This window comes from Pseudorhizobium halotolerans, assembly GCF_902153235.2.
Lineage (GTDB): Bacteria > Pseudomonadota > Alphaproteobacteria > Rhizobiales > Rhizobiaceae > Neorhizobium > Neorhizobium flavum.
In genome coordinates this window covers 371995-397195 of sequence record NZ_CABFWE030000011.1, presented here as the reverse complement: position 1 = coordinate 397195, position 25201 = coordinate 371995, and the positions used below count along the sequence as shown (strand labels likewise).

The 25201-nt window shown below is 59.4% G+C and carries 26 protein-coding genes and 1 pseudogene; 16 read left to right on the top strand and 11 right to left on the bottom strand.

What is annotated here, in order from left to right:
* The first annotated feature begins 2 nt into the window (after window positions 1–2).
* From FN060_RS17280 to FN060_RS17265, 4 genes are all read left to right on the top strand, one after another.
* Window positions 3–770, top strand: a complete 768-nt coding sequence (locus FN060_RS17280) for an ABC transporter ATP-binding protein (RefSeq protein ID WP_142589166.1) — start codon at window positions 3–5, stop codon at window positions 768–770.
* 127 nt (window positions 771–897) lie between these two features.
* A complete protein-coding gene (locus FN060_RS17275; RefSeq protein ID WP_342345190.1) occupies window positions 898–1626 on the top strand; it encodes an ABC transporter permease in 729 nt (242 codons plus the stop codon).
* 35 nt (window positions 1627–1661) lie between these two features.
* Window positions 1662–2696, top strand: a complete 1035-nt coding sequence (locus FN060_RS17270) for a zinc-dependent alcohol dehydrogenase (RefSeq protein ID WP_142589164.1) — start codon at window positions 1662–1664, stop codon at window positions 2694–2696.
* The gene (locus FN060_RS17265) at window positions 2693–3424 is read left to right on the top strand and encodes a hypothetical protein (RefSeq protein ID WP_142589163.1); all 732 of its coding nucleotides are present in this window, start codon (window positions 2693–2695) and stop codon (window positions 3422–3424) included. Before FN060_RS17270 ends, FN060_RS17265 begins: the two co-directional genes overlap by 4 nt.
* Window positions 3425–3623: 199 nt before the next feature.
* On the opposite strand, the gene FN060_RS17260 is transcribed toward FN060_RS17265, so the two are convergent.
* Genes FN060_RS17260 through FN060_RS17250 form a run of 3 tightly spaced genes read right to left on the bottom strand, consistent with a single transcriptional unit; the run spans window position 3624 to window position 6488 of the window.
* The gene (locus tag FN060_RS17260) at window positions 3624–4949 is read right to left on the bottom strand and encodes a TRAP transporter large permease (protein ID WP_142589162.1); all 1326 of its coding nucleotides are present in this window, start codon (window positions 4947–4949) and stop codon (window positions 3624–3626) included.
* Window positions 4942–5427 (bottom strand): TRAP transporter small permease, encoded by a 486-nt coding sequence (locus FN060_RS17255; protein ID WP_142589161.1) that lies wholly within the window; start codon window positions 5425–5427, stop codon window positions 4942–4944. Before FN060_RS17255 ends, FN060_RS17260 begins: the two co-directional genes overlap by 8 nt.
* A 56-nt stretch (window positions 5428–5483) precedes the next feature.
* Entirely contained in the window at window positions 5484–6488 is a 1005-nt protein-coding gene (locus FN060_RS17250) for a DctP family TRAP transporter solute-binding subunit (protein ID WP_142589160.1), read from the bottom strand.
* A gap of 267 nt (window positions 6489–6755) precedes the next feature.
* On the opposite strand from FN060_RS17250, the gene FN060_RS17245 reads away from it, so the two are divergent.
* The 7 genes from FN060_RS17245 (at window position 6756) to FN060_RS17215 (ending at window position 13487) form a co-directional block, all read left to right on the top strand.
* Window positions 6756–7538: an IclR family transcriptional regulator gene (locus FN060_RS17245; RefSeq protein ID WP_142589568.1), complete on the top strand. Its 783-nt coding sequence runs from the start codon at window positions 6756–6758 to the stop codon at window positions 7536–7538.
* On the top strand, window positions 7535–7834 hold the full coding sequence (locus FN060_RS17240; protein ID WP_142589159.1) for a hypothetical protein: 300 nt from the start codon (window positions 7535–7537) through the stop codon (window positions 7832–7834). Before FN060_RS17245 ends, FN060_RS17240 begins: the two co-directional genes overlap by 4 nt.
* Window positions 7831–9462 (top strand): acyl-CoA synthetase, encoded by a 1632-nt coding sequence (locus FN060_RS17235; RefSeq protein WP_142589158.1) that lies wholly within the window; start codon window positions 7831–7833, stop codon window positions 9460–9462. Before FN060_RS17240 ends, FN060_RS17235 begins: the two co-directional genes overlap by 4 nt.
* Window positions 9463–9486: 24 nt before the next feature.
* Entirely contained in the window at window positions 9487–10227 is a 741-nt protein-coding gene (locus FN060_RS17230; RefSeq protein ID WP_142589567.1) for an SDR family NAD(P)-dependent oxidoreductase, read from the top strand.
* Complete coding sequence (locus tag FN060_RS17225; protein WP_142589157.1) at window positions 10224–11105, top strand: PPC domain-containing DNA-binding protein; 882 nt, start codon at window positions 10224–10226, stop codon at window positions 11103–11105. Before FN060_RS17230 ends, FN060_RS17225 begins: the two co-directional genes overlap by 4 nt.
* Before the next feature lie 447 nt (window positions 11106–11552).
* Complete coding sequence (locus tag FN060_RS17220) at window positions 11553–12128, top strand: DUF2585 family protein (RefSeq protein WP_142589156.1); 576 nt, start codon at window positions 11553–11555, stop codon at window positions 12126–12128.
* A gap of 117 nt (window positions 12129–12245) precedes the next feature.
* Window positions 12246–13487 (top strand): glycosyltransferase, encoded by a 1242-nt coding sequence (locus FN060_RS17215; protein ID WP_142589155.1) that lies wholly within the window; start codon window positions 12246–12248, stop codon window positions 13485–13487.
* Between the two features lie 36 nt (window positions 13488–13523).
* Here FN060_RS17215 and FN060_RS17210 read toward each other — a convergent pair whose 3' ends face one another.
* Window positions 13524–14429 (bottom strand): polyprenyl synthetase family protein, encoded by a 906-nt coding sequence (locus FN060_RS17210; RefSeq protein WP_183949769.1) that lies wholly within the window; start codon window positions 14427–14429, stop codon window positions 13524–13526.
* Between the two features lie 164 nt (window positions 14430–14593).
* Here FN060_RS17210 and fni point away from each other — a divergent pair, with 164 nt between their 5' ends.
* The 4 genes from fni (at window position 14594) to FN060_RS17190 (ending at window position 19322) form a co-directional block, all read left to right on the top strand.
* Complete coding sequence (gene fni / locus FN060_RS17205) at window positions 14594–15625, top strand: type 2 isopentenyl-diphosphate Delta-isomerase (protein WP_142589153.1); 1032 nt, start codon at window positions 14594–14596, stop codon at window positions 15623–15625.
* A gap of 114 nt (window positions 15626–15739) precedes the next feature.
* Window positions 15740–16915, top strand: a complete 1176-nt coding sequence (gene crtY, locus FN060_RS17200) for a lycopene beta-cyclase CrtY (protein ID WP_142589152.1) — start codon at window positions 15740–15742, stop codon at window positions 16913–16915.
* Window positions 16912–18402: a phytoene desaturase gene (locus tag FN060_RS17195; protein WP_142589151.1), complete on the top strand. Its 1491-nt coding sequence runs from the start codon at window positions 16912–16914 to the stop codon at window positions 18400–18402. Before crtY ends, FN060_RS17195 begins: the two co-directional genes overlap by 4 nt.
* The gene (locus FN060_RS17190) at window positions 18399–19322 is read left to right on the top strand and encodes a phytoene/squalene synthase family protein (protein ID WP_142589150.1); all 924 of its coding nucleotides are present in this window, start codon (window positions 18399–18401) and stop codon (window positions 19320–19322) included. The genes FN060_RS17195 and FN060_RS17190 overlap by 4 nt, the downstream gene beginning before the upstream one ends.
* Here the strand turns inward: FN060_RS17190 and FN060_RS17185 are convergent, their stop codons facing one another.
* The 5 genes from FN060_RS17185 to FN060_RS23170 all read right to left on the bottom strand — a co-directional run bounded on the left by FN060_RS17185 (window position 19323) and on the right by FN060_RS23170 (window position 23130).
* Window positions 19323–19853: a sterol desaturase family protein gene (locus FN060_RS17185; RefSeq protein WP_142589149.1), complete on the bottom strand. Its 531-nt coding sequence runs from the start codon at window positions 19851–19853 to the stop codon at window positions 19323–19325.
* 8 nt (window positions 19854–19861) lie between these two features.
* Window positions 19862–20623, bottom strand: a complete 762-nt coding sequence (locus FN060_RS17180; RefSeq protein ID WP_142589148.1) for a fatty acid desaturase — start codon at window positions 20621–20623, stop codon at window positions 19862–19864.
* 12 nt (window positions 20624–20635) lie between these two features.
* Window positions 20636–21841, bottom strand: a complete 1206-nt coding sequence (locus tag FN060_RS17175) for an ABC transporter permease (protein WP_142589147.1) — start codon at window positions 21839–21841, stop codon at window positions 20636–20638.
* Window positions 21838–22785: an ABC transporter ATP-binding protein gene (locus FN060_RS17170; RefSeq protein WP_142589146.1), complete on the bottom strand. Its 948-nt coding sequence runs from the start codon at window positions 22783–22785 to the stop codon at window positions 21838–21840. Before FN060_RS17170 ends, FN060_RS17175 begins: the two co-directional genes overlap by 4 nt.
* Window positions 22786–22980: 195 nt before the next feature.
* Window positions 22981–23130, bottom strand: a complete 150-nt coding sequence (locus FN060_RS23170; RefSeq protein WP_244665841.1) for a hypothetical protein — start codon at window positions 23128–23130, stop codon at window positions 22981–22983.
* A 155-nt stretch (window positions 23131–23285) separates the two neighbouring features.
* Between FN060_RS23170 and FN060_RS17160 the strand changes: the two are divergent.
* Window positions 23286–23897 (top strand): annotated as a pseudogene (locus tag FN060_RS17160) (IS30 family transposase); the annotation flags it as partial.
* Window positions 23898–23982: 85 nt separating this feature from the next.
* On the opposite strand, the gene FN060_RS17155 reads toward FN060_RS17160, so the two are convergent.
* Together FN060_RS17155 and FN060_RS17150 are read right to left on the bottom strand one after the other, a co-directional pair.
* Window positions 23983–24312: an L-rhamnose mutarotase gene (locus FN060_RS17155; RefSeq protein WP_142589145.1), complete on the bottom strand. Its 330-nt coding sequence runs from the start codon at window positions 24310–24312 to the stop codon at window positions 23983–23985.
* A 61-nt stretch (window positions 24313–24373) separates the two neighbouring features.
* On the bottom strand, window positions 24374–25201 hold the full coding sequence (locus FN060_RS17150) for an amidohydrolase family protein (protein ID WP_142589144.1): 828 nt from the start codon (window positions 25199–25201) through the stop codon (window positions 24374–24376).

Genomic DNA, 25201 nt, shown 5'->3' with positions numbered 1-25201 from the left:
ATATGGACCTTAAGCTGGAAAACATCAGCCATTCCTATGGCGCGGTCGAGGTCCTGAAAGACATTTCGCTCGACATTCCGCAGGGCCAGATCATCTGTCTGATCGGGCCTTCCGGCTGCGGGAAATCAACACTTTTGCGGTTCCTCGGCGGGCTCGAAAAGCCAAGCTTCGGACGGGTGCTGCAGATCGGCAATGCCCCAACCGATTCACTCAATCCTTTGACTTATGTCTTCCAGCATTTTGCCCTGCTGCCCTGGCGCACGGTCGAAGGCAACATCAAACTGGTGCTGGAGGATCATGGGCTTGGTGGGCGCGAAATGGACGACATCGTGAGCGACGTCCTGGAGCGCACCCGTCTTTCCGATTTCCGCTTGGCGCTGCCAAAGCAGCTTTCCGGTGGCATGCGTCAGCGCGTTGCAATCAGCCGGGCGCTTGCAGTGCGTCCTGCTGTGATGCTGATGGACGAACCGCTCTCAGCCCTCGACAGCCAGACCCGCGAACTCCTGATGGATGATCTCGTTTCGCTGTGGACCAGACAGCCGTTCACATCGGTCTACGTCACCCACAATCTCAACGAAGCCGTGCGCCTGGGACACCGCGTGGTGGTTCTGTCACGGCGTCCGGGCCGGCTCCGCGAGATCGTCGACATTGAGATCCCGCTCAGCGAGCGGGAACTCGGCGATCCGCTGCTTGAGGAAAAACAGAAGCAATTGTGGTCGCTGATGCGCGAGGAGGCCATGGCCGCCGACAAGGAACTTGTCAATGCCTGAGATCACATCCATCGCCCCGGCAATCACCACCGAACGGGACCCGGGCAAGCATAGCGCCGACAGCAAGGCAACCGTTCGTACGGTTCCGTTTCGCGGCGGCGGCTTTGCGCCGACGCCGGTGCCGGGCATGGCAATTGCCCTGTTCATCGCATTGATCGTCTTGGCAGAAGTCGGCACGCGGACAGGCGTGATCTCCAATCTGACACTGCCCCGGCCTTCGGCGGTCCTTGAGACCTTCGTGCAGCTGTGGAATACGGGGCTTTTGTGGAAGCATCTTCTTCCGTCGCTGCAGCGCCTGTTCGTTGGCGCGGTCATGGGCATTGCCGCCGGAATCGCGCTCGGTGTTATGATCGGGTTGTTCAGCTATGTGCGCGCTGGTCTCGTGCCTCTGGTTGCAGCTCTGTTTCCCATTCCCAAGATCGCGCTGTTGCCGCTTTTCGTGATCTGGTTCGGCATTGACGAGATGTCGAAGTACATGCTGATCGCCTTCGGCACCTTTACGCCCACGGTCGTTGCCACCTACGGCGCGGTCGACAATGTCGATCGCTCTTTGATCCGCATGGGCCAAAGTTTTGGCCTGTCCTGGTGGTCAATCATTCGCAAGATCGTTCTACCGGGCGCTTTTCCGGCAATCCTCTCGGGTCTTCGGGTGTCTATCTCGATCGCCATCATCCTTCTGGTAGCCGCAGAAATGCTCGGCGCGCAGTTCGGGGTGGGATCTTATATTCTTGAGGCCGGTTCTCTTTACGATCTCGAAAAGCTGTTTGCCGGCGTCACCATCTTGTCGGTAATGGGCCTGACCGTCAGCTTTGTGATCGGCGTCATCGAGAAACACTTCCTGAGTTGGCGTGGATAGCACCTTCCTGATCAAGGGCTTTTAGAGAATAACCGATGCTGGCATTGCAAAAGCTACGGCCCGGGCCGGGGGTAGAATTGCTCCAGGTGGCGCCGCCTCGATCTCCGCCGCCCGGCGAGGTGCTGATCAAGGTGCACATGGCCGGCATTTGCGGGACAGATCTGCACATCGCCCAGTGGACGCCGGGCTATGAAAGCATGAAGGAGGCCATGCCGGTGACGCTTGGGCATGAGTTTGCCGGCGTGATAGAAGAGGTAGGGGCCGATGTTCCGGGTGCTCTGGTCGGCAAGCGCGTCACCGTGCGGCCATCCACTACCTGTGGTGTCTGTGAAGCCTGCGGTATCGGCGACGAGGACGGTTGCACCCGTCGCAAGGGCATCGGCATCGGACGCAACGGCGCCTTTGCCGGCTATGTCTGCGCCCCGGCCGGCAATTGCCACATCCTGCCCGATACCCTCCAACTGGATGTGGCCGCGCTCACAGAGCCGATGACGGTTTGCCTGGAGGCGGTGCAGACCGCCGAGGTGCGGGCGGGTCAGAGGGTGCTCGTGCTTGGCCCGGGCTTCATAGGTCAGGGGATTGCCATCCTGGCCCGTGCACGCGGAGCCGGCGTTGTCATCGCCGGCTGGGACGATGCTCCGAGGCTTGATCTGCTGCGGTCGCTTGACTTCGATCACCTGCTCGATGGCAAGGACGGCACGCAGGACGTTGCTTTACGCAAGCTGGGGCCATTCGACGCTATCATCGAGGCCGCCGGCGTGCCGGCCTTGGTGAGTGCCACCCTGCCGTATCTCCGCAAGCGCGGCATATTCACTGTCGTGGGCATACATCCACACCCCGCCGAGATTGATCTGACGCGGTTGGTGCGCATGCATCAGCAGATACGCGGTTCTTATCGTGCCAATCCGTCCGACTGGGCCAAGACAATCGCCTTCCTTGATACGCATCAGGATGTCATGCGCAGGTTGATTTCCCACCGGTTTCCACTGACTGGTGCGCTGGAGGGGCTCGAAGTCTCGCGCAGACGATTGGCGTCGAAAGTTATCTTGCAGATTGGGGAACCGTCATGAGCTCTGCCTTCCTCGCCCTATGGAATGACTTTCCCGCCACGCTCACTGACGAATACGAGGCTTGGCATAGCCATGAACATGTGCCGGAGCGCTTGACGACGCCTGGGATGGGATGGGCGCGTCGTTATGGCACTTTCGTCCGACCGGACAATCGCTACTTTACTTTGTACGGGCTGGAAGACCTTAAGGTGCTGGAGCAGCCGGCCTATCTCGATCTCATTCGCCGACCGACTGACTGGTCGTTTTCGATGCGTCGGCACTTCTTGAACGTATTGCGCATCCCGGCCATCGATTTCGCCAGCCAGGGCAGGGGGCTTGGCGGCGGCCTGATCGCTTTAGCCTATTCCGTGGAGAAGAGTGCTGCACACACACGATCGGCCACTTTGGCCGGGGTACTGCAGCGACTGACATTAAGTGGCCACATCCTCGGCTTTCGCATCGGCCTCGCCGAGCCGAACCAACCCTATGAAGTTTTTCAACAAGCAGACGTCACGAATTCTAACACGTTGAATGTGGTCGTATTGATCGAGGGCACAACACGCGAGATGCTGGAGGATGTCTATGAACACGTCGCCGAAGCTTCTACTCATGCGCTCAGGCCGCAATGCTGCCTTCGCAGCGGGGTCTTCAACCTGCTGGTGAGCTATCAGGGAACGGAATCCGCCAGTGCCCGAGAAGCCGTTGCCGTTTCGCGGACAATGCGATGGCGCTTTGCATCTTCAAACTGACCGCCCCCTAGCAAGCTCAGAATTCTGTCGAAGGCTGACTGGCCGCCTGTTCCATCCCCAACAACGCGCGCAATGGCTTCGCTCTTGCGGTTCCGAGCTCATCGACGATCGAAGGCAGTTACAATGAACTTGGTCGGGCTCAGCTTGTGCGACAGGACCAGCATCACCAGTATGCTCCGATGCCGTCCGAAAATCAGGCTTACCTCAAGAGGTTGATCAGGAAGGATGACATTTCTGGCGCCGATGCCACAGCGGCGAGGCCGAGGATGCTGGTCATGAGAAAAGGCAGCGCTCCGCGTGCAACCTTTTCGAGCGGCAATCGCGTAATGTTGGCCGCAACGTAGAGATTTATCCCAACGGGTGGCGTGAAGAGGCCGATTGCAAGGTTGATCATCACGACGACGCCGAACCAGATTGGATCCCAGCCGAGCTTCTGCGCCACCGGTAGAAAGATTGGCAGGCAGATGAACATGATGGTGATGGCATCCATGAACATGCCTGCGATCAGCAGGATGAGCATGACGATGAAAAGAATGACCCACTCGTTGTCCGAAACAGCCAAAAGCAGCGTCGAATAATGGCCGATCAGATCGTCGACCGTCACCACCCAGCCGAAGAGGCTGGCATAGGCGACGACCATCATCACCACTGCGGAGGATGCCGCCGCGTCGCTCAGGGCCCGGTAAAGGCCGTCTATCGTCAGGGTCCGGTAGATCAACCCGCCGATGAGCAGCGCATAGACGGTGGCGACCAAGGCGGCCTCCGTCGGTGTGAAGGCGCCCGAATATATGCCGCCAAGGATGACGATGGGCGTCATAAGACCCCAAAAGCTCTCCAAGAAGGAACGCCAAAGCCGCTTGCCGTAGGGTAGGTCGTTGTAGGGCCTGGGGCTTAGCCGCTCGAGGCTTGCCGCAGCGCCACCGACAGAACCTGCCTTCTTCGCCAGCGGCAGCGTCGCCAGCATTAAAAGGCCCATGAAGAGGCCGGGAATGATGGCCGCGATGAAGAGGTCTGAAATGGATGTTTCGGCAATGACCCCGTAGATGACCAAGCCGATCGATGGCGGGATAACAATCGACAATGCCGCCCCGGTGCAGACGAGGCCAGCGGCGAAGGCGCGCGAATAGCCATCTTCTTCCATGCCCTTGATGATGAGCGGGCCGATGGCGGCGACCGATGCCGGGCCAGAGCCACTGACCGCACCCCAAAACAGGCACACGGTCGTGCCGACGACGCCCATTCCGCCAGGGAGGTCGCCGATCAAGATCCGGAAGAAGCGGATCATGCGCTCAGCGATGCCAAGGCTACCCATGAGCACGCCGGCGAGGATGAAGAACGGAACAGCAAGCAGCGAATATTTCGCGATACCCGAGGCGATGAGGTCGCCGGCGAGATCCAGGCCGAACCCGAGCGCCCACATGGCATAGATCGCCGAAAGCCCGAGTGCGAAGGCGACCGGCAGCCGCAATGCAAGCAGGATGAAGAACAAAACAACCATTTGGGTGCCGGCGCTCATCTCAAGCATTGCTGCCGGCCTCGCGGTGAAGGTCCCGCCACTCGTCGAGGGCTCGCTGTATATAGCGAACGATGACGAGGGCAAAGGCGAATGGCAGCCCGACGCTGTAGTACCAGGCGGGGATCTGGAGCGCGTAGGAGCGTACTCCGCTGGAAACCTGATTGGACAACAGTTCGAAGGTGAACCAGGCCGAGGCCGCCAGAAGAAGGATGGAAAGCGCGCAAGCAATGACGAGCATCAGCTTGCGTACCGCACGCGGCACGAGTTCATAGATCAAAGTCACGGCGAGATGGTCACCGGTGCGCGCAGCGATCGCGGCGCCGAAGATGGTCAGGAGAAGGAAGCCGTTTGTCAGCAATTCCTCTGAAGCGGCAAGCGAATAGTTGCTCGCATAACGCACGACGACATTGGCAAAGCCGAGCAGGGTCATGGCCAAAAAGATGATCGCGCAGATGATCTTTTCCGCATCCCGCAAGATGAACGCCATGGCAGGTCTCCGATGGGTGTGGGGCCGGACGTGGATCCGACCCCCATCTGCTGCCGCTAGTTGGCGGCGGCAACAGCGTCCTGGAAGGACGTTACGAGGTCCGTGCCGACTTTCGCGGCCCAAGTGTCGAAGGCCGGCTTTGTGGCGTCGCGAAACGCCTGGAGTTCTTCGGCAGAAGGTTCATAGACCTCCATTCCCTTTTCCCGAAGCAGTGCGATCCCCTGTTCCGTGCTCTCGCGGGTGATCTGCTTCTGGTAAGCCATGGCCTCCGAGGCCGCTTTTTGTACCTTTTCCTTGGTCGCGGCGTCAAAGCTGTCCCAGCGCTTCTTGCTGATGCCGAGAAAGACCGGATCATACGAATAGTGCCAGGCGGTCAGGTATTTTTGTACCTCGTAAACGCGCTGCGGAATGATCACGGCGCCGATCGGATTTTCCTGCCCGTCGACCACACCTTGCTGGAGTGCGGTGAAGGTTTCAGTCCACTGCATCTGTTGCGGATTGGCGCCCAGCGCATTCATCACGTCGATATACATCGGGCCCGCGACGCGCATCTTCAGACCCTTCATGTCTTTGGGGGACTTGATCGGGCGGGCATTGTTGGTGACTTCGCGAAAGCCGTTCTCGCCCCAGGCAAGCACGACGATGTCATGGCTATCCATGATCTCCTTCATCTTGTCGCCTGGAGCCCCGTCGGTCGTGGCGTCGACCTGCTCATAGTTCGCATAGAGATAGGGCAGCGAGAAGACGGCCATTTCCGGCACCAGTGGGGTCACGTTGATCGCCGAGGTGATGACAAAGTCAAGGGCGCCGCGGCTGACCATTTCGGCCTGCTTCATCTGATCGCCGCCCGACAAGGTGGCATTCGGGAAGACGCGAACCGTCATCTCGCCACCGGTCTCGGCACTCAAGAGCTCGTTGAACTTCTCCGCGCCCTTATGCCATGTCGTGGCGTCGCCGGTATTGTGGGAAAGGCGGAGGGTTTCCGCCGCTGCCGTGCCGTAAAGGGCAGCGCAAACAATTGCCGATGTGAGCGCAAATGCGCCTAATTTCTTCAGATCCATGGGTTCCTCCTCCACTTGATCCTGCTGCCCCGCAGCAGTCTTGCGACACCTCCATCGCACCAACCATGGTCCACATCATGGATCATGCAGCCCCCGATTGGAAGTGCATCAATGCGTAATTTCAAGTAACATGCAAGCGTCGGCTGGTTTGCTTTACTTTCTGAGGCCCGGATGATATTTTCATGGTCCATATTATAGACCCTCTGAGATGGCATTGACCCATTGAACGGATCACAAAGTGTCGATCGGGCGCTCTCGCTGTTGGCCATGGTGGGGCGTCACGCGGACCGCGGCGTCTCGCTGTCCGCGTTGGTGGATGACAGCGGCCTGAACAAGCCGACGGTGCGTCGGCTCCTTTTGGCGCTGATGCGCGCTAGCCTTATTGAGCAAGACGAGGAAACCCGCCGCTACTATCTCGGCGAAGAGGCCTATGTGCTTGGGACTTTGGCCTCTCAGCGATTTGGTCTGCTGGAGCTTTGCCTCGACAGCCTTAACACCCTTTCGCGCAAGACCGAGGATACCAGCTTCCTTTCCATCCGGCGCGGCATGTCGTCCGTTTGCGTCTATCGCGAGGAGGGAACTTATCCGGTACGCACTCACGCACTGCAGGTCGGTTTTGAACATCCGCTTGGGATCGGTGCCGGGTCGCTCGCATTTCTTGCCGCCTTGCAGGATGAGGAGGTTGACGAAGCGCTGGAATTCAACAGGGCGATCCTGCAGACGCGCTACCCGAACCTTCCGCCTGAACGTATCCGTAGGGAGGTCGCACTGACCCGTGAACGGGGCTATTCACTCAATCCGGGCTTGATCCTTGCCAATTCGTGGGGCGTCGGGGTGGCAATCCGCCATCCGGACGGACGTCCGGCAGGTGCGCTCAGCATAGCTGCGATCGACAGCCGCATGTCGCAAACACGGCAGGTGGAGCTTGCCGCATATCTGAAACAGGAGGCGGCAAAGGTGGAGGGTAAGCTGGCAAGTATGTTTGCCGCCAGAACGGGTGCCGCGCGCCAGACAATGGGTAAGCCGCAAGCGAGGAGACGGGCGAAATGAGCAGGGCGAGAAACGTTGGCTGGGCGCATTCCACCTCGGGTAAATCACTGCTGGACGACGTCGAGCAGTTGATCGCCTCCGTCGCAACGCCGGCAATTGACTACGCCGGCATCTCTGCCGCAGCTATCGACGGGCTTCCCGTTGGCGTTATGACCAACGGCTTTTCCATGCAGGGTTTTCAAGGTGCGCTTGTTGCGATGGGCAATGAGGGGCTGGCCCATGTGCCTGCCGTGCGACTTGAGAAGTGTGGTGCCGCGGTTGCCAAGGACGTATCGATTCTGGAGCGCGTGCGATGAGCCAACCCGTGCCGTTAGGCGGTCTTTCGCCATGTTCGAACCGCGTCATGAACCTGGCAAATTTCCTGACCCAGGCAGCCCGTCGTCATCCCGACGAAGTCGGCTTTGTCTGGGGAGAAAAGACCTGGACTTTCGCGGCGATGGAAGCGCGTGTCAATGCGATGGCGGTTGCGCTTGCGCGCGATTTCGGCGTGAAGAAGGGGGACAGGGTCCTCGTCCAGTCGTCGAATTGCAACCAGATGTTCGAATCCATGTTCGCCTGCTTCCGGCTCGGCGCGGTCTGGGTGCCGACGAACTATCGCCAATCTCCGGAGGAGGTCGCGTATCTGGCACAGGCAAGCGGTGCATGCGGAATGATCTGCGGCGCGGCATTTGCCGGCCATGCCGAGGCTTGCCGGGAGACCGCGCCGGGTGTCGCCTTCGTGATATCGATAGGCCCGTCGGATTTCGGCGAAGACTATGATGCGCTCGTCGAGCGCCATGCCGGAATGACCTTTGCCCATACCCCGGTCGATCGCGACGATCCCTGCTGGTTCTTCTTCACCTCGGGTACGACCGGGAGGCCGAAGGCAGCGGTGCTCACTCACGGCCAGATGGCCTTCGTCATCACCAATCACCTGTGTGACCTGATGCCGGGCACAGGTGTGGGCGACGCGTCGATTGTAGTGGCGCCGCTGTCACATGGCGCTGGGATCCACCAGCTGACGCAGGTGGCCCACGGGGTGAAGACCGTGCTGCCGGCCTTCGAGAAACTCGATGTTGCCGCAGTCTGGCAACTGATCGAGCGCTGGAAGATCACCAATGTCTTCACGGTTCCGACGATCCTGAAAATGCTGGTCGAGGATCCCTCGGTCGACCGGTACGACCATTCGAGCCTGCGCTATGTCATCTATGCCGGCGCGCCAATGTATCGGACCGATCAGAAGCGGGCGCTCGCCAAGCTCGGCGCCGTTCTGGTGCAGTATTTCGGCCTTGGGGAAGTGACGGGCGCGATTACTGTTCTGCCGCCGAGCCGGCATTATCTGGAGGATGGACCTGAGGCACGCATCGGGACCTGCGGCTTCGAGCGTACCGGCATGCAGGTGCAGATCCAGGATGCCGACGGTGTGGAAGTAGATGTCGGCCAGACCGGAGAAATCTGTGTGATCGGGCCTGCGGTTTTTGTCGGCTATTACAACAATCCCGATGCCAACGAGAAAGCCTTCCGCAACGGCTGGTTCAGGACAGGAGACCTGGGCCACATGGACGGGGAGGGCTTTATCTACATTACCGGCCGCTCGTCGGACATGTACATTTCTGGCGGTTCCAACATCTATCCGCGGGAGATCGAAGAGAAGATACTCCTGCATCCCGATATCAGCGAAGTGGCTGTGCTTGGTGTGCCTGATCCCGTGTGGGGCGAGGTTGGGCTTGCGGTCTGCGTGCTCCGCAAGGGCGCAGACGCTGCCGATATCGATCTCAGGTCCTGGCTCGACGGCAAGATGGCGCGCTACAAGCTGCCCAAGACCTTCGTGTTTTGGGATGCCCTGCCGAAATCGGCCTATGGCAAGATCACCAAGAGGCTGATCCGTGAGGAGTTGCAACGGCGCGGCCAGATGCCGACCCTTGAGCAAGCCCCCACGGCTTAGGAGACGATCATGCAAGAACCCGCAATGAAAACAGTTGCGATCACCGGTGGTGCGTCCGGTATCGGACTTGCTACTGCCCATGCGCTTCTTGGCCTTGGCTTCCAGCCCTGGCTGCTAGACCTGAAGCGCGAGGCCCTCGATGCTGCCTGCGACGAACTGGAGATCGATCGGGCACGGGGTATTAAATGCGACGTTTCCGATGAAGGCTCGGTCGAGGCGGCCATCGGCCTATGCGCAGCCGAAGCCGGCCTTTCGGGTGTTGTCAATTCGGCTGGCATTGGCTTCGACAGGCTGGCCGTCGAGACGAGCGTGGAGGATTTTCGCCGCGTTCTTGACGTCAACCTGATCGGAAGTTTCATTGTTTCGCGTGCGGCCGCGCGTTTGTGGATGGAGCGGGGGGAGCCCGGATCGATTGTCAACATTAGCTCGATCTCGGGCCTTTGCGGCAACAAGGGTCGTACCGCCTACGGCGCCTCCAAGGGCGGCCTGAACCTGATGACGCTTGTCATGGCCAACGAATTGGGACCGATGGGCGTGCGGGTCAATGCAGTGGCGCCTGGCCCGATTGACACACCGTTGGCGCGAGCCGTGCACACCCACGATGTGCGACGCCAGTGGCACGAGCGGGTGCCGCTGCGCCGCTACGGGACCCCTCAGGAAGTCGCGGCCGCCATCGCCTTTCTGCTTTCCGACGATGCAAGCTATATCAATGGACAGATTCTCGCGCTCGACGGCGGATTCACCAGCGCCGGTCTGTCGACATGAGCCTGCGCACGATCCGCCATCCCGGGCCGGCAAGCGCGCAGCGCTATTGTGCGGTCTCCTGCCAGGCTACACCGCTTGCGCTGACGCTTCAGGCTCACATGTCCGTTAATGCGGCCGTGGCCCAGGCGTTTGCGGCTGCCGGATATCGTGCCGGCTGGATCGGCCTCTCCGATATCGCCATGGATAGGATGGACTATGTCATTCCGGCGGCCAGTGCCGATGCAGATCATGCCGCCTGGTACAGCGAGACCCTGCGTCCTGATCCGGGCAGCGTGATCCGGTGGGCGGGGCTGCATCTTGGGATCCGTGACGGAGAACCATATGTGCATTGCCACGGCACCTGGGATGTTCCTGGGCTGGGGCGTCGGATGGGGCATCTTTTGCCCTTCGAAGCGGCCTTTTCTCAACCCGTCGAGGTCGCGGCCTATGGCATCGCCAATGCCGCCTTCATCGTAGGTGAAGATGCGGAGACAAATTTCCGGCTGTTCTCGCCCGAAAGACAGGATGTACCGATCGCCACAACGATTGGTTCGCGTCCTGCAATCCTTGCCGCTGTTCGGCCGAATGAGGATATCTGCGAGGCTATCGAGGCGATATGCGACGAGTATGCGATCACAGACGCTCTGGTTCTGGGGATCGGCAGCCTGGTAGGCGCCCGATTCACCGACGGTCGGGAGGTTTCCGATTATGCGACCGAAGTTTTGATCCGCGATGGCACGGTGAAACACGAAGAGGGAGCGGGGCGGCGGCGCTGCACACTCGATGTAGACGTTATCGGCATGACCGGCATCATCGCCTCCGGCCGCCTAGCCCACGGCGCCAATGCGGTCTGTGTGACGTTTGAGCTTCTCGTAATCGCCGAAACTCGCTCTGTCTGATTTGCTTTCTTGTTCCGTCAGCTGAGCCTGTTCAGCAGCCTTTGGACAGCCCCTAGCTTCGCAATAGAGCTTCTTTCCAATTTGAGGCTGTCCGGGTTGTTCTCGCCTGATACCATCTTCGCAGTTAGGTAGATGCTTCTTCAGGGGCTTGAGAAGGGTAGAAACGTTAGCTGGGAGTCCAAGCGCGCAGCCAGAGCCTCCTTTTTCAAGTCACCAATCCCGATTTCCGGCACTTTTTCTGTATCCATCGAGAGCGCCTCCGACACGGTTGTCGACAGCTTCCATGCGAAGGGACCACAACGACAGTAAATTAGAGAAGCCTTTGCGTCTCGACGTGCATCCATAGAGACGGGCTTAATCCAAAGGTTGGCTATAGGACGTTCCGGCCCTACTTCCCGCTTGCGGATCAGCAGCAAGACGGTTTCCCGTCAAGCCGAAGGAGAGAAAATGCTAGAGAAGCGGGGGTATGTCTTTCGAACGCCGCACCATAGCCGGCGTTATCTCTACCTCCCTTTTCTGTTCTTGGCCGGTCAGGTTGGCGTTCTGCTCGTGCTTGATCGCGACTGGTTTTGTAGCTGCGGTTCGATACGTCTGTGGCAAGGGGTGTTGGATCCGCATCAAAATTCGCAGCAACTGACGGATCATTATTCGCTTCTCCATCTTGCGTTCGGTGTGGGGCTCTTCGTGTGGTTGAGTGCGATCAGGCCGCACTGGTCGCTGGCCCGTCTTGCAACCTATGCGGTTGCCAGTAGCGCCTTGTGGGAAATCTTCGAAAACCTGCCCTTCATCATCCAGATCTTCGGCAATGACGGGAGCAGCCTTCATTATTCAGGCGACAGCATCGTCAATTCCCTTTCCGATACTTTCTTCGTGGTCCTTGGCTTCCTGCTCGCCTCGCGCCTGACCACTGGCATGGCGGTCGCCACCATACTCTCCTTGGAGATGGCAACTTATGTGATGATTGGCGATGGTGTGATCGCCGGTCTCCTGCGCATTGCCGGGATGCCGACCTATATGAGCTAAGTGGGTCGTTGAAGGGGGCTGGAAGAAGAAGCCTCGTTCGTCACTCAAATCGTTTGAGGCTTGGAGCTTCCTTTGCACTTCGCGTTGATTTGCCCGCCGTTTAGGAGCCATCTTGCTGTGTTCGCAACGGTTGGTCGAGCGCTGGCTGGTCGCGGTCATCGCGTCACGCTGCTTGTAAACGAGGGGGCGGAGCACGAGTTTGACGCCGGTCTTCCTGTCCAGCCTGTGGAAGGAACGGACAAGCGGCAGCTCGATAACATCATTCATCGAGCATCACGTCCAAGAGGTCCTTTCGGCATTCTCCGCACCGTTCACGATGGCGCGGTGCTCACCAATGCTTTTTGCCAGCATGCTCCCAAGTATCTGAGGTCGTTGGGTGTGGACGCGATCTTGGGCGACCAGATGGAGCCGGCGGCGGGGCTTCTCGCGAGGCATCTTGATCTTCCGCTGCTGTCCATTGCCTGCGCCTTACCCGTGGAGCGGGATGACGGCATCCCGCTTCCGTTTCTGTCATGGCCATACGACCCGAGCCTGGAAGGTGCGCGCCGCAACAAGGGAGGTGAGCGGGTTGCGAGGCTCCTGCTGACCGAGCAACGGCGGATGATCCGGCGGTGGGCACGTCGAATGGGATTGCAGAACCCCGTTGAGGATCTCCAGGCTTGCATGTCCGAAACGGCTACCATAGCGCAGACGACATCGGCGTTCGATTTCCCGAGGCTCCGGAGCAAGGATCGCCTCTATCCGGTTGGACCCTTGCGAAGCGACGATAAAGCCGAAGAGCTTCCCTTCGCTGTGGATCCGGGCAAGCCCTTCATTTTCATGTCGCTCGGCACGCTTCAGGGGCATCGCCATCGGCTGTTTCGAGCCGCGGCGATTGCCTGCCAGCAGCTTGACGTGCAACTGCTCGTTGCTCATTGCGGGGGCTTGAGCAAACAGCAGGAATACGCTTTGGGTGCCACCTGGGTGACGAGCTTTGCGCCGCAGAGGGCAGTCCTCAAGCGCGCGGACGTGTGTATCACGCATGGGGGGCTCAATACCGTGATGGATGCGCTGGAATTTGCCACGCCGCTGCTCGTGCTACCGATTGCCTTCGATCAGCCTGGAGTGTCGGCCCGTGTTCTTTACCACGATGTCGGCCTGCGTCTTTCGCCGATTTACGTGACTGTGGCGAAGATGAAGAAGGCGATCAGGACACTACTTGCCGATAAAGGTTACGTTGATCGAGCAGGGGAGGTCGGCCGGTCTATCGCCGCAGCAGGTGGTCTTCAGAAGGCTCTAGACATCATAGAAGCAAAGGTGGGGCAGGAGGCGAGCCTGGGCAGCGGTGGTGCTCGCAAGCCAGCGTCCGCCGAGAACTGAGTGGGTACAGCTTGACGCGACCGACGCGCGGCACCCTTAAACCGGCACGTCGTTCCTGAACGCCATCTGGTGGATCGATTGGAGCATGAGACAGATGGGCTCCTCCTCGATCCCGCATCGCGCCAGCGCCTCATTGGCCGAATTGAGGTGGGACAGGTAAGTCCGGCGCGTGGCAGCCTCACCCCTGTCGTTGATCATCGTGCTCTTCCCGATATCTTTGCCGACATTCTTGCCCAGATCTTCGGGCGCTGCTGTTGCATCCAGAAGGTCGTCGAGGGCCTGGAACGCTGAACCAATGTGAAAAGCGAGGTCTGAAAGTCCCACGGTTTCCTCTTCACCGCGGTCGCTGAGAATGGATGCCATTTCTGCCATCGCTGAGAAGAACCTGCCGGTTTTCAGCCAGTTCTTCTCCTCCACGTTCATGGAAATCCCTGGCGCTTCGGTCAGATCGACCTCTTGACCGGCTGCCAAGCCAGTATGGCCAACCGCCTGGCTCAAGACCGCTACAAGCCTTGCACGTCTGTCTCCCGGTACGCCCTCAAGTGCAGCGAGGATATTCATGCCGCGCGTTAGCAGGGATATTGCCGCGAGGATCGCCGTCGCCTGCCCAAAAACCTTGTGCGTCGCCGGCTTGTCGCGCCGCAGGTCCGCATCATCCATGCAGGGCAGATCGTCCAGGATCAGCGAAGCGGTGTGGACCATCTCAAGGGCGCAACCGATGTCAAGGGCAGCCTTCCGATCGTCCCCTTGAGGCACCGTCAGGATAAAGAGAAGAGGTCGGAACCTCTTGCCGCCACTGAGCAGAGCATGCCTCATCGCCGCAAGCAGGTTTGGCGGTGCATATCCGCCATCTTCCAGCAGAGCCTCCAACCGTTCCTCAACCTGCGACTTGAGGTTCTGGATTCGCAGACCGTGTGCCTCACGCGAAGTGTTGTTCCTCAACCAGCTGATCTGCAGGGAAGGTTTCAACGTATCTTGGCTAGCGACAGAAAGTTGGGACAGTGTGCAGGACATTCAGCAAGCCTAACCTATATCGTCGTTACAATGCCGGCTTGCCGGTTCGCGAATTTATATCTGTGGCACGCCCCGGCGTATGAAAGGCGCAAATGCTCGCCGAACGAAAAAAACAACATCTCGATATCGTTCTGGGTAGTGGCTCCGTCTCGGGACGTATCGAGACGGGTTTTGAAGCAATTCGCTTCGAGCATGTGGCGCTCCCGGAAATCGACATGGCTGCGATTGATTTGTCTACGGAATTCCTGGGAAGGCGGATCACTGCGCCATTCCTCGTTAGTTCGATGACAGGCGGGGCGGAAAGAGCCCAGGACATCAATCACAATATCGCTATTGCCTGTGACGCGATCGGCATACCCTTCGCCGTGGGGTCTCAAAGGGTTGCGATCGACACGGAAAGCGACTGGGGAATGAACCTCGAGCTTCGGCGTCTTGCTCCGTCCGTTCCCATACTCGCCAATATCGGCGCGGCCCAGTTGAACACCGGATACGGGATAGAGCAGGCGCGGAAGGCAGTCGAAATGATCGATGCGGACGCATTGATCATTCACCTCAATCCGCTGCAGGAGGCGGTTCAGCCGGAAGGTGACCGCAACTGGAGCGGCCTCACGATGAAGATAGCCGCATTGTGCGACGCGCTTCATGTTCCGGTTGTTGTGAAGGAGGTAGGCAGCGGGATATCTCCGGCCACCGCCCAGGCGCTTGCTGCCGCCGGTGTGAGGGTCATCGATGTGGCCGGTGCCGGAGGAACGAGCTGGGCAGCAGTGGAGGCGCTCCGCGCCAGGACGCCGGCGGAGGCCGCTGTCGCCTCCGCATTCGCCGATTGGGGTCAGCCGACGGCCGTGGCAATTGCAGCGCTACGCAAAGCTTGTCCTGAGGCGTTCATCATTGGCTCGGGTGGCATCCGAACGGGTGTTGATGCGGCGAAAGCCATCCGCTTGGGCGCAGATCTGGTTGGCCAGGCCGCGACGGTTCTGAAGTCGGCGACGTCTTCTCCGGAAGAGGTTGTGGAGCATTTCGAGATCATGTCGGCGCAATTGCGCGTGGCCTGCTTCTGCACCGGTTCATCGAGCCTGGCAGAACTGCGCATGGCACGCCTGGAGGCCGTTCCGTCCGAGGGATGACCTATTCAGCCGAACCTATAGCTGCTGCTGCTGCAGACCTGGCCGTGCTTTCATCGGCCCGGCACTGCCGGCTTGCGGTTAACTTCTTCCAGGGTGGCGAGAGGAGTCGACCTATTGGCTGACGCAGAAGCTCCTCTCGTGCTGGTTGGAGCAGGTCTCGCCAGTGCGATCATCGCTCAGCGCTTGTCCCGCCTGCCTGCGCCGGGCCAGATCATTATCCTGGAGTCGACATCTAATCCCTTTGGCGAACACACCTGGTCGTTCCACCATGCGGATGTCGAGCAGGGCGACCTTGCCTGGCTTGACCCCTTGATCGCCAGGCAATGGACCAGCCAGTCGGTTCGCTTCCGGAATCTGGAGCGCAACCTTGCTTCCGGTTACGCCTCGCTCACCTCGGGTTCCGTTGCGGAAGCGATCCGGCAGCTTGGCATGGTGGCAGTTCGTCCGAACACATCGGTAGGCTCGCTCGCGCCAGATCACGTCACTCTGGCTGATGGAACGGTGCTGCACGCCTCCTGCGTCATTGATTGCCGTGGTTACAGGGCGACTGAAGCCATGGTGCTGGGATACCAGAAGTTCCTCGGGCTTGAAGTGGAACTTGGCCAGACTCACGGACTGGCCTCTCCCGTGATCATGGACGCAACGGTCGATCAGCATGATGGCTATCGCTTCGTGTATCTGCTCCCGCTCTCGGAGACGCGGGTACTGATAGAAGACACCCGCTATTCAGATGGTCCAGATCTGGATGATGTGGCATTGGAGCGGGACATCCTTGCTTACGCGTCCGCGCAAGGCTGGTCGGTTCGAAGGATAATCCGCACTGAGCACGGTGTGCTGCCAATCGCATTGGCCCATGACTTCGAGCGCTTCTGGTCGGAACTGCCTTCCGACATTCCGCAGGCGGGAATGCGCGCCGGGCTTTTCCATCCGACGACGGGTTACAGCCTGCCGGACGCAGTCCGCCTTGCCAATGTCATCGCCGATCGGTGGCCAAGCAACAGTAGTGATCTCGCGAGAGCGATCCGCCAACATGCCGCTGCACAACATCGCAACCAAAGGTTCTACCGGCTGCTCAATCGGATGTTGTTCCTGGCGGCAGAACCGGATCGCCGTCATCTGGTGCTTGAACGCTTCTACAAGCTACCGACGCCACTGATCGAGCGCTTCTATGCGGGGCGAACCAGCGCATCCGATATCTTCCGTATCCTGATCGGGAAGCCCCCGGTCCCAATCCATCGCGCCCTGGCCTGCTTTCGGGAAACACCAACAGCGAGAAACGGACTCCCATGACGAACAAACCCACGGCAGCAGTGATTGGTGCCGGATTCGGTGGACTTGCCCTGGCGATCCGCCTGCAGAGTGCCGGCATACAAACCACTGTCTTCGAAAAACGCGACAAGGCCGGAGGACGCGCCTACGTCTACACCGACGATGGCTTCACCTTCGATGCAGGTCCTACCGTTATCACGGATCCGGATTGTCTTGAGCAGCTTTGGGCGCTATCGGGTCGTCGCCTCGCCGACTACGTGACGCTGCTGCCGGTGACACCCTTCTACCAACTGTGTTGGGAGGATGGGTATCGCTTCGACTACGCTAATGATCAGGAGGTGATAGACCGGCAGATCGCTAAAAAATCGCCAGATGACGTTGAAGGCTACCGCCGCTTCCTCAGCTATTCGGAAGATCTTTACCGGGAAGGCTACGAGAAGCTCGGTACCGTTCCGTTCCTGGATTTCCGGTCGATGATCAAGGTGGCGCCGCAACTGATGCGGCTGGAGAGCTACCGGAGCGTTTACTCGAAGGTCAGCCAGTTCATCAAGGACGATCAACTGCGGCAGGCCTTCAGCTTTCACTCACTGCTTGTCGGCGGCAATCCCTTTCGTACCTCTTCCATCTACGGCTTGATCCATGCCCTGGAACGCAAGGGCGGCGTCTGGTTTGCCAAGGGCGGGACAGGCGCCCTTATCGCTGGAATGGTAAAGCTGTTCGAGGATCTGGGGGGCAAGGTGCATCTAAGTGCCGAGATCGACAGGATCGAAGCAAGCAATGATCGCGTCACAGGTCTTGTTCTGAATGATGGCAGCCGTCACGTCTTTGACCAGATCGCCTCCAATGCCGATGTCGTTCACACCTACAAGCACATGCTGAGAGGCACCTCCCGCGGCCAATCCAACGGTCGTGCGTTGGAGAAGAAGAGCTTCTCCATGTCGCTCTTCGTGGTCTATTTCGGGTTGAAGGCGAGGCATCCCGAGCTGAAGCACCATATGGTACTGTTTGGCGCCCGTTACCGGGAACTGATTACCGAGATCTTCGGCACGAACGGCTTGGCCCCGGACTTTTCGCTCTACCTGCACGCCCCGTCTGTGACCGATGACAGCCTGGCTCCTCCCGGTTGCAGCGCCTATTATGTGCTTTCACCCGTGCCGCATCTGGGAACCGCAGATATCGACTGGGACATCGAAGGCCCGAGATACCGAGACAGGATCCTGAAATATCTCCACGACCGCTACATCCCTGGTCTGCTGGACGATCTGGTGACGGTACGGCATTTCACTCCTTTCGATTTTCGCGATGAACTGAATGCCCACCTCGGCTCGGCCTTTTCGGTCGAACCGATCCTCACCCAGAGTGCCTGGTTCAGGCCTCACAATCGCGACGATCAGATCCCCAATCTCTACATCGTGGGCGCTGGGACCCATCCCGGCGCAGGTATTCCCGGTGTGGTCGGATCGGCGAAAGCCACCGCAGGCCTCATGATCGAGGACGCGCGGGTATGAATGATGCCGTGATCGCCAATAGCGAGACCGCCATCGCTGAAGGATCCCAGAGTTTTGCGGCGGCAGCGCGGTTGTTCGATCAGCGGACCCGTCAGGACGCCGTCATGCTCTATGCCTGGTGCCGCCACTGCGACGATGTCATCGACGGACAGGTCCTTGGTCATGCCCAGAAGGATGACTTCCGTTCCGGGCAGCAGCAGCGTCTTGATCTCTTGCGGCTGCAAACGGCAGCGGCGCTGCGTGGCGATCGGGTGGACGATCCCGTGTTTGAAGCTCTTCGCAGAGTTGTGGAACGCCATAGGATTCCGTCACGCCACCCGGAGGAGCTGCTCGACGGTCTTGAAATGGACGTGAGGAGCCGGAGCTACGCGTCTATCTCCGACACGCTCGATTACTGCTACCACGTCGCCGGCGTGGTAGGCGTCATGATGGCCATGATCATGGGCGTGCGGGACGCAGAGACCCTTGATCGCGCCTGTGATCTGGGGCTCGCCTTCCAGCTTACGAATATCGCTCGTGATGTCGTGGACGATCTTCGCGCCGGAAGGCTATACCTGCCAGCCGATGTGTTGGCGCGTCATGGGGTGGTCAATCCGGATCCCGAGGACATGGCGCAGCGGCCAGCGCTTCATTCTGCAGCGCTTGAGCTTCTGGAACTGGCTGAGGCCTATTACGCCTCAGCCTATGCCGGTCTGGCATTCCTCCCGCCAAGGTCGGCCTGGGCCATTGCAGCCGCGCGCCGTGTATATCGGGCGATCGGCGCCAAGGTAAGGTCTGGTGGGCCCGCAGCCTGGAACCGCCGCGTATCCACCTCCAAGGCAGAAAAGTCGGGCCTGCTCGCGCTGGCGCTTGGCGATGTTGCACGGACGCGGTTGGTCAAGCCCGCGGTGCAGCGAACAGGCTTGTGGCAGCGCCCCTGATCATTCGGCGGCCGTGGGTTGATTTTCGTCCTTCAAGACGTCCAGATCGACCTTCCGCTTGTTCTCCTGAAGCTTCTTCACCAGCTTGTCGATCGGCTCCGCATAGACGAAGCCGAAGGAAACGCAGCCATCGCGTCCTTCAACGGCATGATGAAGGCGATGAGCCTGATACACCCGCTTAAGGTAGCCTTTGCGCGGGATGTACTTGAACGGCCAGCGCTGATGGACCAATCCGTCATGCATGAAGAAATAAAGCATGCCGTAGATCGAGATCCCGACGGCGATCCACCACAATGGCCAAAACCAGCTCGAGCCGATCCAGAACAGCCCGACGGCGAAAATAGCAAAGATGACGGCGTAGAGGTCGTTCTTCTCGAGCGTCTCGTCATGGGGCTCGTGATGCGACTTGTGCCAGCGCCATCCCCAGCCATGCATGATGTGCTCGTGCGACCAGGCGGCGAACCACTCCATGAAGACGACCGTGCCGACCACCAGCAATGTCGGGATCAGGTAGGGTATCAGGCTTTCCATGCGTGACCTCAGCTTGCTTTGGCGCGGAGAGCCGCTTCGCGCTGCGCTGGCAGCCTCCACCACGGCACCCCGGGCCTATCGTGATGTTCATGATGATAGCCGAAGTGGAAGCATGTCAGCAAAGACATGATGGGCGAAAAGTCATTGCTGCGCGCGCGGTGGCGGTCGGTGAACGGCTCCTCTTCGACACGGTGCGGCAGAAAGGTACCGAAATAGAAGAGCTGGACAGACGAGAGGATCGCCGGGAGCGCCCAGAAGACCAGCATCGTGGGGAAGCGCTCGCGCAAAATGAGCAGGTAGGCAAGCACTGCGATGGTCAGTATCCCGAACTCGCGCCAGCCAAAATATCGACGGAAGAAGGTCAGGTACCAAGGCCAGAACCGGGCCGGATGATCGGCATCGAAATCGGGGTCGTCGACCGTTCCCGCGTGTCGATGATGCGCGTGGTGACTTTCAAAGAGCTTGCCGTACGAGAAGCCAGCGTAGATGAAGACGCAGAACCGGCCGATTGCCCGGTTGAGCCGCGGGTGCTCCGGGGCAAGCGAGCCATGCATCGTGTCGTGCGCGACAATGAACAGGCCAACGCTCAGCCAGCACTGGAGGGCGATGACGACAGGCGCCAGCACAAAACGTCCCGCTACGCTCCAGTCGACGAAGAAGATGCTGGTGATGTGGACACAAAGCCAGGAAAGCACGATGAGCGCGGCAAGAACCAGGCTAACCGTCGTATCGCGACTTGATCGTAGAGTATCCTGCGCGAAAACCGCCATGCTGACTTCCCTTTAGAGCCGCAGCCTGCGCTTGGAGATAGCGACCGCATAGATGGTCCCGATCGCCGCGAGGGCGAAAAGACTAAGTAGTTCCGGCATGATTTCAGGCAAGGCTTGGCCTCGCCACAACGCATCCTGGTAGGCTTCGATGACCCAGGAGTTCGGCGTCAACCATCCCAGATCCTGCAGCCACAAAGGCATCATGAAACGCGGCACCATGGAGCCCCCCACAGCGGAGCAGATAAGCACGATGAATGTGGAGATTGTTTGAGCCTGTTGCTTGGTCGTACAGGTCGCCGCAACCGCCAAGGCAAGCCCCGAAGCCGCCATCGCCGCCGCGATCGTAATCAGCAACCACAACCCGACCTTGGTGATCACGTTGACGTCATAGAAGACGGCTGCTGCTGCGAAGATCAGACCTGCCTGGATGACACCTTGGGCCACGAGGAACAGGAACTTGCCGTACACCAGAACCTCTGGTCCGGCCGGCATGACCGCTATGCGGTCGAGAATGCCTGAATTCCGTTCGTCGATGAGTATGGCGGCACTTTGCATGGCCGAAAACAGGAGAAAGAGGATCGCTACAGCACCAGTGTAATACTTCACCGCGGTATTGGCGCCCTGCGGCGCTCCGACGGTGACGGTTTCAACCAAACCCGGCCCTTCGTGGGAAGCCGTGCTTGTTGTTTTGGCAGCGAGTTCCGCTATTCCTTTTGTCAGCCGTTCGCCCTGCTCCGGTGTCAGGCCACCGAGCAGGGGCTCGATCGTGCTTATCGTACGAGAAAGTGCCAGATCCGGCAGATCACGAGCGACGAGCCGTTGGACCTGTCCAGCCAGGACCGCACCCGCCAGCGGTTTGCTGGGCTCCACGACAATCAGGACCGGCGCCGCCTCGGTGATATCCGGATCGTCTCTCAGGAAAAGCCCCACATCCGCAGTTCCCCGCTCCACCTGCCGTCTCACCTCTACCTCACGACTAGCGGCCGAGGTGAGGTGCAGGGAAGGGTCGTCGCGCAGGACCTTCTCGAAACGATGCCAGGCCTCATGGTTGGCGGCTTTGCCGAAAGCAACCTTGAGAGGGAGCTTATCGGTCGCAGTTGCCGCAAAGATTGCGGCGAAAATCACGAAGATAACGGGCGGGAGTATGAAGGCTAGAACCAGCGCCCCGCGATCGCGGATAAGGCTGAGGGCCATGACGCGAAGTATGGAGGCTATCATGCCGCACCTTCTACTACGCTCGTCGTCTGCTTGAGCAACAAGCGTAAGAAGAGACTGTCGAGATTCGGTCGCCGGAAGTGCATCTCACGAGGCTTGAGACCCGCCCGTTCGAGATCCTCGGCAACGTGCCCTGGCGGTCGGTTGCCGATCAGATGCCAGCTCGATCCGCCAGTGGTCGTTACGAACCCCATTTCCTGCAACATCTTCGCCTCATTCACCGACAGTATTTCCGAAAAATCCGCGATGAACTCGCCTTGATCGGCGAAGGCAGCAGCGAGCAGGGCCTGTGGCGGACCCTGCAGGTCAAGGGCCCCATCGAGCAAGAATCCCACGTTGTCGCACAGGTGCTCTGCCTGGTGGAGATCGTGCGTTATCAGCAAGACACCCATCCCGTGGCCACTCAATGTCTGGATGATGTGATTCAAGGCGTTGCGTGCATCGATGTCTACGCCAACGGTCGGCTCATCCAGTATCAGCAGAGCAGGCCGATGCAGGATTGCTGCGACAATATTGACGCGCCGCTTCCAGCCTCCCGATAGATGCTCGACGCGCTCGTGGAGCCTTTCGGCCAGATGAGCGGCCGCGCAAGCTTCTTCAATCGCGAGCCGTGTTGCCGTCCTCGTGAGGCCCGAGAGACGACCAAAGACTTCAAGGTTTTCTCGAATGGTCAGGCTCGGGTAGAGGGCGATTTCCTGAGGCACGAGACCTATCGGCCTCGACGCGCTTCTGCGGTCGTCGTCAGCCGCGATGACAATACTTCCTGCCGTTGGTTTCAAACGCCCGCATATCGCCCGAACCAGGCTGGTTTTACCTGCGCCATTTGGTCCAAGAAGCCCGAAGATCTCACCCTGCCGAATGCAAAGATCCACGCCACGCAAGATCTCCCTGGCGCCATATCGGGCATACAGACCTTTCACCTCCAGCGCAGAAGAGCGCGGCATCATGAACCTCCAGTCTCTCGTTTGCAGATCTCATGAAACCCGCCAGTCGCTGCTCAGGCAACCTCGGTAAAGTGGTCGACCCGCTCTAATAAGCGGATAATCGCGTTTTGGATCAGTGTTTCCGGCGCAATTTCGTTCTCGTCGAGCGGGCTCGACTGGCGTGGTAGGTGCTCGGCGTTGTTAACTGCCGCATTTTTGTCAAGTCTTCATCAGACCGATGTGGTGGACTGGCGCCGTCTGTAGCGGCACGTCCGCAGCATGGCTGATCACGCCAGCCAGAAAAATCAGTTCGCCGCGTCCGATGTCGAACGAAAGCAGTGCCTGGACGTCGGCGCGAATATCACCCAAATGGTCCCGAGACCTGCCGTGCCAAGGGCAATCAGGACTTCCGATCCAGTCCGTTGGCCGATGAACAACATTTCGCGAACCCTGCGCTGATCAGCGGCATGAGGGTGAAGACTGCTCCTGTCTGGACCGGGCTGGTGAACTCCAGCGCTCGTAGCCGTGGCAAATCCTTCCTAACAGATGCGTTGATGATTAGCGATCGTCCGTCTGAGATCGGCGAAAGAGCGGTACCCGGCCATTGGGAAGGTGATCTTATTCTTGGGCTTGGCAGCTCAGCAATCGGTACGCGGGTGGAACGGACGACACGGTTCACAATGCTCCTGCACCTCCCACGCATGGAACGTCATGGGATGGACAAATCTGTCAAAAACGGTCCAGCGCTTGCCGGTCATGGGGCCGAAGCCGCCCGCGACGCGATCGCAGGCACCATCATGGATCTACAAGCACACCTTCGCAGATCACTGACTTGGGACCAGGGCGCGGAGATGGCTCAGCATGCTCGACTGCGCATCGACACTGAGCTCGATATCTATTTCTGCGACCCTCAAAGCCCCTGGCAGCGCGGGAGCAACGAGAACACCAACGGCCTGCTGCGTCAGTACTTTCCAAAAGGGACGGATCTCAGCCAGCATGGTGCCGGTGAACTCAGTGCCGTAGCCCATGCGCTCAATAGTAGGCCACGCAAGACCCTGGGCTGGCGTACACCTGCAGAGGCGCTCGACGGTTTGCTCAAATCAGATATGACCGAGGGTGTTGCGACGACCGGTTGAATCTGCCGGCGACGTAAACGAGGAGGGTCCGAAACAGGTCGTCGGTAGACGGCATTTAGACGGTTTTTCCTGTTAATTTAGCGGCTCAGTCGTGATGAAAGACCTCTTCCATCATTGCCCACCATTCCCCTTCCTGACAGGTGTCTAGAGATGTTTGGCAGGGGATGGTGAAGGACCACCATTCTTGGTTCTTCGGGTCTGCTGCCATTTTTGCCATATCGGCCCTAAAGTCGTTGCCATGGTACTCCCAGGTGCCGAACAGCAGGTTCTCCGGTTCGCGCAGAAAGATGGTGTAGTTACGGATATTGCAGAGCGAGATCAGGTCGAGGATCTCCGGCCAGACCTTGGCGTGCAGCTGCTTGTATTCTGCGATCATCTCCGGCTTGACGCCGATAACCATCCCCATGCGCTGCATTTTCGTCTCCTCAGTAGCGTCAATGGCCGTCGGCACCCAAAGACACAGGCTTAGATAAGTCTTAGAACCGCACCACGTCGAGATTGTAGAAGCGGACGGCATTGCCACCAAAGACGGCGCCGTGGTGCTCGGGCGGCACAATGTCGAGGCACTGGGTCAGCCAGGCCTGATACTCTCCAGCAAGCCGTAGAACCGGCCAGTCGCTTCCCCAGATCACGCGCTCCGGCCCAAAGAGATCCAGGACGGTTTCCGCATATGGTCGCACCGCGGCAGGTTTCTGGTCGCCGGCCTCGGTCAGCAGGCCCGACAGCTTGCAATGCACATTGGGGAGTTCGGCGAGTGCCTTCATCCGCGCGTACCAGTCGACGAACCTGCCCTCGGCTATCAGCGGCTTTGCACAGTGATCGATGACGATCGGCAGCCGCGTCGATCGTCGAGCGAAATCGAGGAGCGGTTCGAGGTGCCTGGGCAGCACCAGTGCATCGAAGACGAGTCCTTGCTCAATCATCGCGGCAACGGCAGGCTTCAGCGCAGGATCATTGATCCAGCGATCATCTGCGATGTCCTGCAGCATTGGCCTGAAGCCCTTGAGCTTCGGCGTCTGCGCCAGCCGCGCGATGGCAGCGGGTGCATCCGGCGATTTCAGGTCCGTCCAGCCGACGACGCCAAGGATGAAAAGACTCTTGTCGGCCAACTCCAGCATGAACCGAGTGTCAGCGTCCGTCTCCATGGTCTGCACCAGCACAGTCCCATCAATCTTCGCGTCAGCCATGAGCGGCTGCAAATCCTCTGGCATGAAATCGCGGTAGATCGCTGCCAGTTGTGCCGGAGGCCATTGTCCTGCCCGGTCAACGAGGCGCCAGAAGTGCTGGTGGGCGTCGATCCACAT